This is a genomic window from Enterobacter sp. 50588862 (assembly GCF_001462935.1).
Lineage (GTDB): Bacteria > Pseudomonadota > Gammaproteobacteria > Enterobacterales > Enterobacteriaceae > Enterobacter > Enterobacter bugandensis.
The window spans coordinates 13,622-27,508 of record NZ_LNHM01000007.1; the positions used below are offsets into that span (position 1 = coordinate 13,622).

13 protein-coding genes and 1 tRNA gene are annotated in these 13,887 nt (G+C 56.3%); 7 read left to right on the forward strand and 7 right to left on the reverse strand.

From position 1 onward, the window contains the following. The first annotated feature begins 25 nt into the window (after window positions 1-25). A complete protein-coding gene (gene mqo, locus APT89_RS00580) occupies window positions 26-1,675 on the forward strand; it encodes a malate dehydrogenase (quinone) (protein WP_060571583.1) in 1,650 nt (549 codons plus the stop codon). 80 nt (window positions 1,676-1,755) lie between these two features. Here the strand turns inward: mqo and eco are convergent, their stop codons facing one another. Next, window positions 1,756-2,259, reverse strand: a complete 504-nt coding sequence (gene eco, locus APT89_RS00585) for a serine protease inhibitor ecotin (protein ID WP_028013891.1) — start codon at window positions 2,257-2,259, stop codon at window positions 1,756-1,758. 209 nt (window positions 2,260-2,468) lie between these two features. Between eco and APT89_RS00590 the strand changes: the two genes are divergently transcribed. After that, window positions 2,469-2,729 carry a DUF2534 family protein gene (locus APT89_RS00590; RefSeq protein WP_008500962.1) on the forward strand — a complete coding sequence of 87 codons (261 nt, stop codon included), beginning with the start codon at window positions 2,469-2,471 and terminating at the stop codon, window positions 2,727-2,729. 123 nt (window positions 2,730-2,852) lie between these two features. Beyond that, on the forward strand, window positions 2,853-4,040 hold the full coding sequence (locus APT89_RS00595; RefSeq protein ID WP_060571584.1) for an MFS transporter: 1,188 nt from the start codon (window positions 2,853-2,855) through the stop codon (window positions 4,038-4,040). A gap of 37 nt (window positions 4,041-4,077) precedes the next feature. On the opposite strand, the gene APT89_RS00600 is transcribed toward APT89_RS00595, so the two are convergent. The 3 genes from APT89_RS00600 to APT89_RS00610 all read right to left on the reverse strand — a co-directional run bounded on the left by APT89_RS00600 (window position 4,078) and on the right by APT89_RS00610 (window position 6,234). Then, window positions 4,078-4,154, reverse strand: a tRNA-Pro gene (locus tag APT89_RS00600). A 72-nt stretch (window positions 4,155-4,226) separates the two neighbouring features. Further along, window positions 4,227-5,987 carry an LPS biosynthesis-modulating metalloenzyme YejM gene (gene yejM, locus APT89_RS00605; protein ID WP_060571585.1) on the reverse strand — a complete coding sequence of 587 codons (1,761 nt, stop codon included), beginning with the start codon at window positions 5,985-5,987 and terminating at the stop codon, window positions 4,227-4,229. A gap of 19 nt (window positions 5,988-6,006) precedes the next feature. After that, a complete protein-coding gene (locus tag APT89_RS00610) occupies window positions 6,007-6,234 on the reverse strand; it encodes a YejL family protein (protein WP_014884596.1) in 228 nt (75 codons plus the stop codon). Window positions 6,235-6,368: 134 nt separating this feature from the next. On the opposite strand from APT89_RS00610, the gene yejK reads away from it, so the two are divergent. Continuing rightward, the gene (gene yejK / locus APT89_RS00615) at window positions 6,369-7,376 is read left to right on the forward strand and encodes a nucleoid-associated protein YejK (RefSeq protein WP_008500957.1); all 1,008 of its coding nucleotides are present in this window, start codon (window positions 6,369-6,371) and stop codon (window positions 7,374-7,376) included. A 50-nt stretch (window positions 7,377-7,426) separates the two neighbouring features. On the opposite strand, the gene rplY is transcribed toward yejK, so the two are convergent. Beyond that, window positions 7,427-7,711, reverse strand: coding sequence for a 50S ribosomal protein L25 (rplY, locus tag APT89_RS00620; RefSeq protein WP_003859376.1), 285 nt, complete (start codon window positions 7,709-7,711; stop codon window positions 7,427-7,429). A gap of 125 nt (window positions 7,712-7,836) precedes the next feature. Beyond that, on the reverse strand, window positions 7,837-9,597 hold the full coding sequence (locus APT89_RS00625) for a DEAD/DEAH box helicase (RefSeq protein ID WP_047363059.1): 1,761 nt from the start codon (window positions 9,595-9,597) through the stop codon (window positions 7,837-7,839). A 152-nt stretch (window positions 9,598-9,749) separates the two neighbouring features. On the opposite strand from APT89_RS00625, the gene rsuA reads away from it, so the two are divergent. The 3 genes from rsuA (at window position 9,750) to APT89_RS00640 (ending at window position 12,293) form a co-directional block, all read left to right on the forward strand. Next, a complete protein-coding gene (rsuA, locus tag APT89_RS00630; RefSeq protein WP_060571586.1) occupies window positions 9,750-10,457 on the forward strand; it encodes a 16S rRNA pseudouridine(516) synthase RsuA in 708 nt (235 codons plus the stop codon). Window positions 10,458-10,472: 15 nt separating this feature from the next. Beyond that, on the forward strand, window positions 10,473-11,669 hold the full coding sequence (locus tag APT89_RS00635) for a Bcr/CflA family multidrug efflux MFS transporter (protein ID WP_041908984.1): 1,197 nt from the start codon (window positions 10,473-10,475) through the stop codon (window positions 11,667-11,669). A 279-nt stretch (window positions 11,670-11,948) separates the two neighbouring features. Beyond that, complete coding sequence (locus APT89_RS00640) at window positions 11,949-12,293, forward strand: YejG family protein (RefSeq protein WP_028013883.1); 345 nt, start codon at window positions 11,949-11,951, stop codon at window positions 12,291-12,293. A gap of 3 nt (window positions 12,294-12,296) precedes the next feature. Here the strand turns inward: APT89_RS00640 and yejF are convergent, their stop codons facing one another. Continuing rightward, the gene (gene yejF / locus APT89_RS00645) at window positions 12,297-13,886 is read right to left on the reverse strand and encodes a microcin C ABC transporter ATP-binding protein YejF (protein WP_060571587.1); all 1,590 of its coding nucleotides are present in this window, start codon (window positions 13,884-13,886) and stop codon (window positions 12,297-12,299) included. Between the last annotated feature and the right edge of the window lies 1 nt (window position 13,887).

Genomic DNA, 13,887 nt, shown 5'->3' on the forward strand with positions numbered 1-13,887 from the left:
GCACTTTTACACTAAGGCATAAATTATGAAAAAAATGACTGCCATGCTCTTTTCTCTGGCTGTCGGGCTCAACGCCGTCTCAATGGCAGCGAAAGCAGACGCACCAAAAGAGCAGGAAACGGACGTCCTTTTAATTGGTGGCGGCATCATGAGCGCCACGCTGGGAACCTATCTGCAAGAACTGCAGCCGGACTGGTCCATGACCATGGTCGAGCGCCTCGATGGCGTGGCGCAGGAGAGTTCGAACGGCTGGAATAACGCTGGTACGGGCCATTCGGCACTCATGGAACTGAACTATACGCCGCAGAAAAAGGACGGTTCCATTAGTATCGAGAAGGCGGTAGAGATCAACGAAGCGTTCCAGATCTCGCGTCAGTTCTGGTCCCACCAGGTCAACAGCGGCGTGATGCACGACCCGCACTCCTTCATCAATACCGTGCCGCACATGAGCTTTGTGTGGGGCGAGCAAAACGTGAATTTCCTGCGCGCGCGCTACGCTGCGCTGCAGCAGAGCACCCTGTTCCGCGGGATGAAATACTCCGAAGACCACGCGCAGATTAAAGAGTGGGCGCCGCTGGTCATGGAAGGCCGTGACCCGAACCAGAAAGTGGCGGCGACCCGTACCGAAATTGGCACCGACGTGAACTACGGCGAAATTACCCGTCAGCTGGTGGCGTCCCTGAAGAAGAAAGATAACTTCAATTTGCAGCTCAGCACCGAAGTGCGCGGCTTTAAGCGCAATGCGGACAACAGCTGGAGCGTGACCGTTGCCGATCTGAAAAACAACGAAGCCGAGCACGTCATTAAGGCGAAATTTGTCTTCATCGGTGCGGGCGGCGCGGCGCTGAAGCTGCTGCAGGAGTCCGGTATTCCTGAAGCTGACGACTACGCGGGCTTCCCGGTCGGCGGCCAGTTCCTGGTGTCCGAGAACCCGGAAGTGGTGAACCGTCACCTGGCAAAAGTGTACGGTCAGGCTTCCGTCGGTGCGCCACCGATGTCCGTCCCGCATATCGATACCCGTATGCTTGACGGTAAACGCGTGGTGCTGTTCGGACCGTTCGCGACCTTCTCAACCAAGTTCCTGAAAAACGGCTCCCTCTGGGATCTGCTGAGCGCGACCACCACCTCTAACGTCAAACCGATGATGGACGTGGGCCTGGATAATTTCGACCTGGTGAAATACCTGATTAGCCAGGTGATGCTTTCTGATGAAGAACGCTTCGAGGCGCTGAAAGAGTACTATCCGCAGGCGAAGAAAGAAGACTGGCGTCTGTGGCAGGCGGGTCAGCGCGTGCAGATCATCAAGCGCGATCCGAAAGAGGGCGGCGTGCTGCGTCTGGGGACCGAAGTGGTGAGCGATAAGGATGGCACGATTGCCGCGCTGCTGGGTGCGTCACCAGGTGCATCTACCGCTGCGCCAATTATGCTGCATCTGATGGAAAAAGTGTTTAAAGACAAAGTTGCCAGCCCGGAATGGCAGGCGAAGCTGAAAACCATTATTCCATCCTACGGCACGAAGCTGAACGGTAACGTGGATGCGACGGAACAAGAGCTGGAGTACACCAGTCGCGTGCTGCAGCTACAGTACGTGAAGCCGCAGGCTGCGGATGCTGCGCCGAAGGCGGAGCTGAAGCCTCAGCCGGTAAACAAGCCGGTTGCGGATATCGCGCTGTAAGGTAAAAGCAAAACGGTAACATCTGTTACCGTTTTTAGTTTAGCAGGTCGGGTAAGGCGAAGCCGCCACCCGACTTGTTTTTAACGTACTACCGCTTGTCCGACCGTCTCTTCTGCCTTCCACACGCGATATTTTACTTCCACGTTTTCAGGCGTATATACCACGATCGGCAACTTGCTGTTGTAGCGCAGCAGGCTGTTGTCGCCCAGATAGGCCGTCACAAATTTCTTCTCTTTCTTGCCGTCCGGGCAGGCCATCATGGTAGAGACCGGAGAGGTCACTTTATCAAAGACGTAATAGTCATAACCCCAGCCTTCCAGGGTTTTGCTTTCCAGCTGGCCGCCCAGACGATGCTGATTGCAGTCCACTTCCAGCGTCTTGCCAATTAACAGTTCGACTTTGTAATTCGCTTCGTCCTGCTGAACCGGCAGTTGAATCACCTGACGCTTCATGCCTTTTTCCGCTTGCGGATAGGGTGCAACTTTTTCCAGCGGCTGCGCTTTTTGGGCGTCGCTGGCGAAAGCGCTGGTGCTGACGCACGCGGCGGCGAGAAGCGCGATGGCAAATTTAGGTGCGTTTTTCATTGTCATTCCTTTATGTCAAAACGGTCCTGAACAGACTAACATAATGAGCATGAATGATTGGTGTGATTTACTTACATTTTCATTATATGCAGCGTAATAAACTTAGAATTAACCTTTTTGGCAGGTGTTTGTACTGGTGTGGAGTGTGACGGGCGTTCGTGTTATTTTAGTCCATCGATAATGTTATTCATCTGTGAAAGGGAAGAGAGATGGTTCGTGCAAAACTGAAAACACCTGAAGGCCGCAAGTTCCTCCTGGCGCTACTCGTCGTGTTTATGATTGCTGCCGCGTGCGTCGGGCGGGCCACCATTGTTGGCGTCATTGAACAGTACAACATTCCTCTCTCCGCCTGGACCACCAGCATGTATGTGCTGCAGTCGGCGATGATCTTCGTTTACAGCCTTGTCTTCACCGTTCTGCTGGCCATTCCGCTGGGCATTTTCTTCCTGGGCGGACGTGAAAAACACTGAGCATTCACCTGCTATAAGAAGCCAGCCTGCGGGCTGGCTTTTTTATGTGTGATGATATTTATTCGCATTTCCAGGGTATTCTGTGTCGAACAAGGTCGTTCGACATAAAGCAGGAGATGTTCAATGTTATCCCGGTTTGCAACGCTCAGCCGGATCCCGAAAGGCGTCTGGGTTGTGGGTGGGGTCAGTATGCTGATGGATATCTCCTCGGAGATCATTCACAGCCTGCTGCCGCTCTTTATGGTCACGACGCTGGGAGCCAGCGTGATTTTCATTGGCTTGATTGAAGGCCTGGCTGAAGCCACCGCGCTGTTTATCAAAGTTTTTTCCGGTGCCATCAGTGACTACCTGGGTAAACGTAAAGGACTGGCGGTGCTGGGCTACGGTCTTGGCGCGCTGAGTAAGCCGCTTTTCGCTATCGCCTCTTCGTCGGGCATGATTCTGGGGGCACGCTTAATCGACCGGGTAGGGAAGGGGATCCGGGGCGCGCCGCGCGATGCGCTGGTCGCTGACGTTACGCCGCCGGAACTTCGCGGCGCGGCCTTTGGGCTGCGTCAGTCGATGGATACCATCGGCGCATTTCTCGGGCCGCTGCTGGCCGTAGGCTTAATGCTGCTGTGGAACGATGATTTCCGCACGATTTTCTGGATTGCGGTGATCCCCGGCGTCCTCGCCGTGGCACTGCTTTTTTTCGGCCTGCATGAGCCGAAAACGCCCGTCGAACATAAACGCACGAACCCCATCAAAAAAGAGAACCTCAGGCGTCTCGGGAAAGGCTGCTGGTGGGTTATTGGCCTGGGCGCCATCTTCACGCTCGCACGTTTCAGTGAAGCCTTTCTTGTCCTGCGCGCACAGCAGTCGGGGGTGCCGCTGGCGCTGATCCCGCTGGTGATGGTGGCCATGAATTTGCTCTATTTCCTTTCAGCCTATCCGTTTGGCAAGTTATCGGACGGGATGAGCCACACCCGACTACTGCGGTGGGGCCTGGTGATGCTGATTGGGGCAGATATTGTGCTGGCGCTAAGCACCCACTGGGCTGGAATGCTTCTGGGCGTTGCGCTTTGGGGAGTGCATATGGGGATGACGCAGGGGCTGCTGGCGGCAATGATCGCAAAAACAGCACCTGCGGATCTGCGCGGTACCGCCTACGGCATTTTTAGTCTGGTTAGCGGCGTGGGATTGTTAGTCGCCAGCCTGGGCGCCGGGGCCATCTGGGAAACGTTTGGCGCGGAATATACGTTTTATGCCGGAGCCGTGATTTGTCTGGTTACGCTGATGTACCTGCGCAAAACACCGGACGAGGCGAAATAAAAAACCAGCGGTAAGAGGCTGGTTTTCAATGTGTTTTTGGTCGGCACGAGAGGATTTGAACCTCCGACCCCCGACACCCCATGACGGTGCGCTACCAGGCTGCGCTACGTGCCGACGCATAGAAAGAATACTACTCGATTCCGTTTCGAATGCAAGGGAATCCGTCGCTAACTGGTTTATTATTAATCAGTTAGCGATGAAGCGCTTCTCATCCGTCAGAACCTGTAACAGCAGGCTAAGCTGTGGTTTCTGGTCCTTCAGCCGTTCACCCTGCAGATTATAGGTCTGATAGTTCCCGTTGCTATTCAGCACCAGCGTCAGCTTCGGCGTGGTCACCACCAGCGTGTTGCCGTCGGCTGCAGTCACCCAGTTATGGCGGCGCGTGGCGCTGAAGAGATCCTGCCCCTGCGAATACTCGTTTGCTGGCGTACTGACGTGCAGCAGGCGCTGCATCAGGGTCGTCATGACGTCTTTATGTTCTGTGAGCATATTGATGCGCTGCGCCGGCGTTCCCGGCCAGTGGATCACCAGCGGAACATGCAGGTTTGGACGTGACCAGCTCATGCTCTTCGTCTCGTCGCCTAACGGTACGCCATGCCCCGCGGTCACGATCACGACCGTGTTATCAAGCTTGCCTGATTCACGTAGCGCGTCAAGCACGCGGCCAATCTGTGCGTCAACATCGCTGGCCGCGCGGCCGTAGCGGCGCGCAAAGCCAGCCTGGTTGCTGTCGTTAAGCGTTGTGCCGTTAAAGGCCACCCACGAGAACCAGCGGTTATCTTCCTGCGCGTAGCGCTGCAGCCAGTTTATCCACTGGTTTGCGGTCTGGGCATCAGACTGGCTCTGCGCGGGAGGCAGTGAGAAATCAGAGAGCAGCGCCTGGCGGTACAGTGAACTGTTGAAGCCGTCCGATGAGAACAGCCCTAACTGATAGCCCTGCTGATTAAGCCCGGTGATCAGCGCCGCAGGAATGCGCGCAGACAGCACGCCGTCCATGTATCCGGCAGAAATGCCATAGAACAGGCCAAAGATACCCGCATCGGTTGAGTTACCTGAACTCATATGTTGGGTAAACGATACGTTCTGACTCGCGAAATCGGCCAGCGCAGGCATCTGCTTCTCGTAACGAGAATAGTTGAGGCCATCGACGGTAATCAGCAGGACGTTTTGCCCGCGACCCATATCGCGATAGCGCAGATCGCTCAGTGGATACTGCACGCTAACCGCTTCCGGATTACCCTGTTCGACCAGACGGCGCTGGTACTCCTGGGCATCAAGCAGGCCATGTTTCTCAAGGAAACGACGGGCCGTCATCGGATAAGAGAGCGGCAGGTTAGCGCGCTGCATGGTAATAGGGCGATAGAAGTTCGCATCCGCCCAGATATACATGAGGTGCGAACTGATAAATGAGACGAAAAAGAGCGCGGCGACGGGCTTCGCGTAATGGCGGCGTCGGGTCAGGCTGCGGAGCTTTTGCCAGCTCCAGGTGGCAAACAGCATCTCGATCAACAGGATCACCGGGACGCTGATGAACATCAGTTGCCAGTCGCGGGCCGTTTCGTTCTGGTCGGGGTTGATCACCAATTCCCAGACGATAGGGTTGAGATGCAGGTGGAAGCGGGTGAACACTTCACTGTCGATAAGCAGCAGCGTCATCCCCACCGTGGCAAGGATTGCGGACAAGAACCGCATCAAACGCTGCGACATGACGATAAACGTCAGAGGAAACAGGATCAGCAGATAGGTGGCGAATACCAAAAAGCTAAAGTGACCAACAACGCTTATCCAGGAGTAGATACGCCCGGTTAGCGTTGTGGGCCAGTCTGCGACAAACAGATAACGACAGCCAATTACCGTCGCCAGCAGAATGTTGAACAGGGCAAACCAGTGTCCCCAGCTGACCATCTGGGAGACTTTTTCACGGTAGCGCTGACGATTCGTCACCATAAACTGTTGTTCGTTTCCCTTAATGGGCCTGGTCGTTGCTGACGGATGACTGTAACGCCTGGGCGAAAGATTTGGCGATCGCCTGACGCTGAGCCGGAGCAACGCTGGTGTTGATAAGGTTGGTGACCATATTTCCCAAAACCATCAGGGAGAGATCGGTCGGCGTTTTATGTTTTTCCAGTACGTTGACCAGCTCACTGAGCAGTTGTTCAACGTGTTCATCACTGTAGCGGGAATGTTGTGGCATAAATCAAAATCAGTTTGTTGATGAAAGGGCAACATATTACCGTAGCAACAGCTTTTTTTCCCCTTTTTTATCTGTTGTTGCACACATGTCCTGGTGGTGGTTGAATACCGCCCGGTCTAAAAGGAGAGTTTATCATGAGTCTGGAAATCAACCAGATTGCCTTGCACCAGCTTATCAAGCGTGATGAGCAAACCCTTGAAGTGGTGCTACGCGATTCGTTACTGGAACCCACGGCAACCGTTGTGGAAATGATGGCAGAGCTACATCGCGTCTACAGCGCTAAAAATAAAGCCTATGGTCTGTTCAGTGAAGAGAGTGAGCTGGCCGATAGCCTGCGCCTGCAGCGTCAGGGCGAGGAGGATTTCCTGGCGTTTAGCCGCGCGGCAACCGGGCGTCTGCGCGACGAGCTGGCGAAATATCCGTTCGCCGACGGCGGTATTGTCCTGTTCTGCCACTATCGTTACCTGGCGGTCGAGTACCTGCTGGTTACCGTGCTGAATAACTTAAGCAGCATGCGCGTGAACGAGCAGCTGGACATCAGCTCAACGCACTATCTGGATATCAACCATGCGGATATTGTGGCGCGTATTGATTTGACCGAGTGGGAAACTAACCCGGAGTCGACCCGCTACCTCACCTTCCTGAAGGGGCGGGTGGGCCGCAAAGTGGCGGATTTCTTTATGGACTTCCTCGGTGCCAGCGAAGGCCTGAACGCCAAAGCGCAGAACAAAGGGCTGCTGCAGGCCGTTGATGACTTCACGGCGGAAGCGCAGCTCGATAAATCTGAACGCCAGACCGTGCGTCAGCAGGTTTACAGCTACTGCAACGAGCAGTTGCAGGCCGGGGAAGAGATTGAACTGGAGTCCCTGTCAAAAGAGCTGGCGGGCGTCAGCGAAGTGAGCTTCCAGGAATTCACCGCGGAGAAGGGCTATGAGCTTGAGGAGAGCTTCCCGGCGGATCGCAGCACGCTGCGTCAGTTAACCAAATTTGCCGGCAGCGGCGGTGGGTTAACCATCAACTTTGACGCCATGCTGTTGGGGGAACGCATCTTCTGGGATCCGGCCACCGATACCCTGACCATAAAAGGTACGCCGCCGAACCTGCGCGATCAGCTTCAGCGCCGCACGTCTGGCGGTAAATAGCAGCCATAAAAAAACCCCGCCGAAGCGGGGTTTTCTCGACAGGTTTGCGATTACGCGCGAACGAAGTCGATGTGAGTCAGTTTTGGCTTGAACGCGTGACGCTGAACAGCCTGAACTTTCACTTTTTCTTCTTTACCGCCAACAACGATGGTCAGAACTTCGCTGTAGAATTCAGCTTTGGTCTGCATGTTCCATACTTTGTCGTGATCCAGTTCAATAGCAACTGGAGCAGCTTCGCCACCGTAAACGATAGCCGGGAACTTGTTTGCGGTACGCAGGCGGCGGCTCGCACCCTTACCCTGCACGTTACGTACTTCTGCTTCGATAGTGAACATTGATTTCTCTCTGTATTTAAAACCCTACTACAGGCGACCCAGCAGCAGGTGAGTGTTCTGCCCCACGGATGTGAAGCGGGCGGCATTTTATACTCAAATGCCCCGCACATCAATGAAAAGTCCCGTTAACCGCGCAATTCATTTGCCCTACGGAAGCGACCTTCATAGTCAAAGACCTTCTCGCGAACCTGCCAGAACTGGCCTTTCTTGCGGGCGACCACGAAGTCGGGGTGGCGCAGCAGCGCCTGCTGATGCACGATATCCGCCACGGTTATCCAGCGCAGCGGCACGCCAGGCGTACGGGTATGCGGCCGGATAAACAGCTGCTCAAATGCCGTGCGCTGGGCAGGCGTCTGAACCCTGAACCGTTCGCTGACGTCAGCGCCATCCTCATCGTAATAGGTGATTTTCAGCCATTCGCCTTTTTCATCCGCGCCGGGCTGCAGCGCCATGCCGGAGCAGCGCAGCACCAGCGCATCTTTCAGCTTCAGCGCCGCTTTCAGCATGTCGTCCGGGTCCACCAGCACCGTGTCGCACTCGCGGCAACGGCGAGCGGCGATGTCATTTTCGGCGTTGCACTGCGGGCAGTTTTTGAAGCGGAAGCGGAAATCGCACTGCTCGCGATGCCCCTCATCATCTTCAAACCAGCCCTGACAGCGGCGGCCAAAGTGTTCAATCAGCGTGCCGTCGGCGGTGGTTTTTCCCCAGAAGGTGTTGGCAAAGCCGCAGGCCGGGCAAAACACCTGTACCGGCACGTTGTCGCTTTTGCCTTTTGGCGCGCCCACTTCCGGGGAGTACAGATCGTGCGGGTTGCCGGCGTAATCCAGTATCAGGCAGTCGGTTTTGCCCGGCGCCAGGCGCAGGCCACGGCCGACAATCTGCTGATACAGGCTGACGGATTCCGTCGGGCGCAGAATCGCAATCAGATCGACGTGTGGGGCGTCAAACCCGGTGGTTAATACGGAGACATTCACCAGGTAGCGGAACTGCTGGGCTTTGAAAGCCTCAATCAGCCTGTCGCGCTCCGGGCCGGGCGTTTCGCCAGTGATCAGCGCTGCGTCGTCAGCGGGTAGCAGGCCGGTGATTTCGCGCGCGTGTTCGACGGTGGCAGCAAAAATCATCACCCCTTTACGCGTTTGCGCGAACTCTTCAATCTGGCTGATGATATGCGGCGTGATCCGCTTCTGTTTTTTCAGTTCATGGTTAAGATCCGCCTCGCTGAACAGCCCGTTGCTCTGCGCCTGTAAGCGGCTGAAATCGTACTGCACGACCGGCATATCCAGCCGCTCGGGCGGCGTCAGGTAGCCGTGCTTAATCATGTAGCGCAGCGGAAGTTCATAGATACAGTCGCTGAACAGCGCTTTCTCGTCGCCGCGCACCATGCCGTGATAATGAAAGCGGTAGATCCAGCCTTTGCCCAGACGAAACGGGGTTGCCGTCAGGCCGAGCAGGCGTAAGTGAGGGTTCACCTCTTTAAGGTGAGTGAGGATTTGCTGATACTGGCTGTCGTCGTCATCGCTGATGCGGTGACATTCGTCGACAATCAGCAACGAAAACTCGCTGCGGAACAGATCCAGGTTGCGGGCCACCGACTGTACGCTGCCGAAAACCACTTTGCCGTGGCTCTCTTTGCGCTTCAGCCCGGCGGCGAAAATGTCGGCTTCCAGCCCCAGCGCACAATATTTGGCATGGTTTTGCGCCACCAGCTCTTTGACGTGGGCCAATACCAGCACGCGACCGCGCGCCAGGCGCGCCAGTTCGGCAATGACCAGGCTCTTGCCTGCACCGGTCGGGAGGACAATGGCCGCCGGTTCCCGGTGTTTACGGAACCAGGCGAGCGTCGCGTCAACGGCTTCCTGCTGATAGGGACGAAGTGTAAAAGTCATGGGGTCTCGGTTTCGTTAATCCGCATATAGTATGCCACGAAACTTTTTCCCTTGAGTGGCGCAACCAGACCATTATACTGAACCGTTCCTGACTGCTTCTTTTTTCGGACGCACGGTCCGACATCCAGCACCATTAAGGCTAAAAAGATTTCATGCGACTTGATAAGTTTATCGCTCAGCAACTCGGCGTAAGCCGCGCTATTGCCGGGCGCGAAATTCGCGCCAACCGCGTTACCGTGGATGGCGACATTGTGCGAGACAGCGCGTTCAAACTGCAGCCTGACCATCAGGTTGAGTACGACGGCAATCCGCTGACCCAGCAGCACGGTCCCCGCTATTTCATGCTCAATAAGCCGGAAGGCTATGTCTGCTCAACGGACGATCCGGATCACCCAACTGTGCTCTATTTCCTCGACGAACCGGTGGCGCATAAGCTGCACGCCGCGGGCCGCCTCGACATCGACACCACCGGTCTGGTGCTGATGACCGACGACGGTCAGTGGTCGCATCGCATCACTTCCCCGCGCCACCACTGCGAGAAAACCTATCTGGTCACGCTGGAGTCACCGGTTGCGGATGACACGGCAGAGCAATTCGCGAAAGGCGTTCAGCTGCATAATGAAAAGGATCTGACCAAACCCGCCGTGCTTGAGGTCATCACCCCGACGGAGGTCCGTTTGACCATCAGCGAAGGGCGCTACCATCAGGTGAAACGCATGTTTGCCGCCGTGGGTAACCACGTTGTGGGCCTGCACCGTGAACGCATCGGTGCGATTGCGCTCGATACCGACCTGGCGCCCGGTGAATATCGTCCGCTGACGGAAGAAGAGATTGCCAGCGTCGGTCTGCCTTCGCACTAATTTCAGGAGAACCCTGTGACCACCAGGCCACACTCGTCGTTCAAAATTGTCTTCATTCTTGGCCTGCTGGCGATGCTGATGCCGCTGTCTATCGACATGTATCTGCCTGCGCTGCCGGTGATTTCCGCCCAGTTTGGCGTACCGGCAGGCAGCGCGCAGATGACTCTCAGCACCTATATTCTCGGTTTCGCGCTCGGACAGCTGCTGTATGGCCCAATGGCCGACAGCCTGGGGCGTAAGCCGGTTATTCTTGGCGGGACGCTGGTCTTTGCGGCCGCAGCGGTCGCCTGTGCGCTGGCGCAGAGTATCGATCAGCTGATTATCATGCGCTTCCTGCACGGGTTGGCCGCCGCTGCCGCGAGCGTGGTGATCAACGCCCTGATGCGTGATATCTACCCGAAAGAAGAGTTCTCCCGCATGATGTCGTTCGTCATGCTGGTGACGACGATTGCGCCGCTGGTGGCACCGATGGCCGGTGGTGCGGTGCTGGTGTGGTTTAGCTGGCACGCGATTTTCTGGATCCTGGCGCTGGCCGCGCTGCTGGCCTCGGCGATGATTTTCTTCTTTATTGATGAAACGCTGCCCGTCGAGCGCCGCCAGAAATTTCATATTCGAACCACGATAGGCAACTTTGCCTCGCTGTTTCGCCACAAGCGGGTGCTGAGCTACATGCTGGCGAGCGGGTTCAGCTTCGCCGGAATGTTCTCCTTCCTGAGTGCCGGGCCGTTTGTCTATATCGAGCTGAACCACGTTTCGCCGCAGCACTTTGGCTATTATTTTGCGCTCAATATCGTCTTCCTGTTTGTCCTGACCATCATTAACAGCCGCTTTGTCCGGCGGGTGGGCGCGCTGAACATGTTCCGCGCCGGGCTGTGGATCCAGTTTGTGATGGCGGTCTGGCTGGTGGTGAGCGCGTTTCTGGACGTGGGCTTCTGGGCGCTGGTGATCGGCGTGGCGGCCTTTGTCGGCTGCGTGTCGATGATCTCGTCCAATGCGATGGCGGTGATCCTCGACGAATTCCCGCACATGGCGGGAACCGCATCGTCACTGGCGGGAACCTTCCGCTTCGGGATTGGTGCCATCGTCGGGGCGTTACTCTCTATGGCGACCTTTACTACGGCCTGGCCTATGCTGTGGGCGATGGCTTTTTGCGCAACCAGCTCTGTGCTTTTCTGTCTTTACGCCAGCCGGCCGCGAAAAGCGGCGCACTAACGCGCAGATAAGGCCCGAAAGGGCCTTTTTTGTTGACGCATATCAACCAAACTCGCGTTCGTTTATTCCGTGTTTGTTTATTTTATGTAAAATCTATTTATGTAAAAAGTCACATCATTGTATTCAAAAAGGTTGAGTTAGATCGCAGAAACGGGTACATATAGCGCCGACGCGAGCCTTGATACCGATAAAAAAGCGCTGAATAGTGCAGGTTGGCGATGATGTGTTACTATAAATGTAAATAAATTGTGAAGTAAATTTTGCTTCCGGGGAACGAACGTGAATACATTACAACTCTCCATTGTCCATCGCTTGCCCCAGAGCTATCGCTGGTCGGCGGGTTTTGCAGGCTCGAAAGTTGAACCGATTCCGCAAAGCGTCGCGGGCTGTGAGAATTGCCTGGTGGCGCTCAAGCTGCTGAGCCCGAGCGACGAAAATGCGTGGCGGGTGATGGAGCGTCTCAGCCAGGCCCTGACGGATATCGAAGTGGACAGCTCCGTACTGGAGTGCGAAGGGGAGCCGTGCCTGTTTGTCAAAAGCCAGGACGAATTCGCCGCGACCTGCCGCCTGAAAAATTTTGGCGTTGCGATTGCTGAACCTTTCTCCGGCCAGTATCCGTTTTAAGCGCTAGTCTGCCGCGAGCAGCTGGCGCGTGTAGCTCTGCGTTGGCGCAGTAAATACGCGCTGGCAATCACCCTGTTCGACCACCTCACCCTGTCGTAGCACAATCACCTGATGGCATAGCGCCCGAACCACCTGTAGATCATGGCTGATAAAGATATAGGCCAGCCGGTGCTTTTCCTGTAGCCCTTTGAGCAGTGCCAGGATCTGCGCCTGTACGGTTCTGTCCAGAGACGAGGTCGGTTCATCCAGAATAATCAGCTCCGGTTTCAGGATCAGCGCGCGGGCGATGGCGATACGCTGGCGCTGTCCGCCGGAAAATTCCGCAGGGTAGCGGTGGCGAGTGTCGGGATCTAAGCCCACTTCCGCCATCACCCGCATGACCTCCTGTTCCCGCTGTTGCGCACTCAGGTCAGGCTGGTGAACGCGCAGGCCCTCTTCGATAATCTGCAACACGCTGAGGCGCGGGTTAAGCGAGGAGTTGGGATCCTGAAATACCACCTGCATGCGGGGCCGCACGGGCAGCATCTGGCGGCGGTTCCAGCGGTGCAACGGCATATCGTCAAACAGGATCTCGCCCTGAGAGGCAATTAAGCGCAGCAGCGCCAGACCGGTAGTGCTTTTCCCCGAACCGGATTCGCCCACCAGCCCCAGGGATTCACCCGGTCGCAGCGAGAAGCGGATATTTTTCAGCACCGGGTTCTGGTCAACGATGCGCCGCAGAACGCCTTTGCGGATCGGGAACGAGACGGATAAATTATCGACGCGCAGCAGCGGTGTGCTGTCTGCCGTGAGAGGCACCGGGTCGCCGGAAGGTTCGCTGTCGAGCAGGCGCTGCGTATAGGGATGCTGCGGCGCGTTCAGCAGCGTGGACGCGGTATTCTGTTCAACGCAGCGCCCGTTTTGCATGACCGCGACGCTGTCGGCCAGCTTTTTCACGATGCTCAGGTTGTGCGTGATAAACAGCAGGCTCATGTCCAGCTCGTCACGCAGCTCCCTCAAGAGCGTCAGAATTTGCGCCTGCACCGTGACGTCCAGCGCCGTCGTCGGCTCGTCGGCAATCAACAGTTCGGGGCGCGTGAGCAGGGCCATGGCAATCATTACCCGCTGGCGTTCGCCGCCGGAGAGCTGATGCGGAAAATCATTCAGCCGTTTGGCCGCGTTGCGTATGCCTGTACGTTCCAGACAATCCAGAATTTCGCCCCGCGCGGCCTCTTTGCGCATCCCCCGATGAAGTGACAGCACTTCATAGAGCTGTTTTTCCAGCGTATGCAGTGGGTTGAGCGACACCATCGGCTCCTGGAAGATCATGGCAATCTTATTGCCGCGAATACCGCGCAGGGTATGTTCATCAGCGTGCAGCAGCGAACTGCCGTGGAACAGAATATCCCCTTGCGGATAGCTCACGGGCGGGGAGGGCAGCAGACGCAGGATGGAGAGCGCCGAGACGCTCTTGCCCGAACCGGATTCACCCACCAGCGCCAGCGTTTCACCGCGCTGGATCTGCAGCGACAGGTCGGTGACCACGGTACGGGTCTCGCCCTGCTTCGAGAAGGCAATCGACAGGCGATCAATACTGAGAAGAGGCTGCGTCATC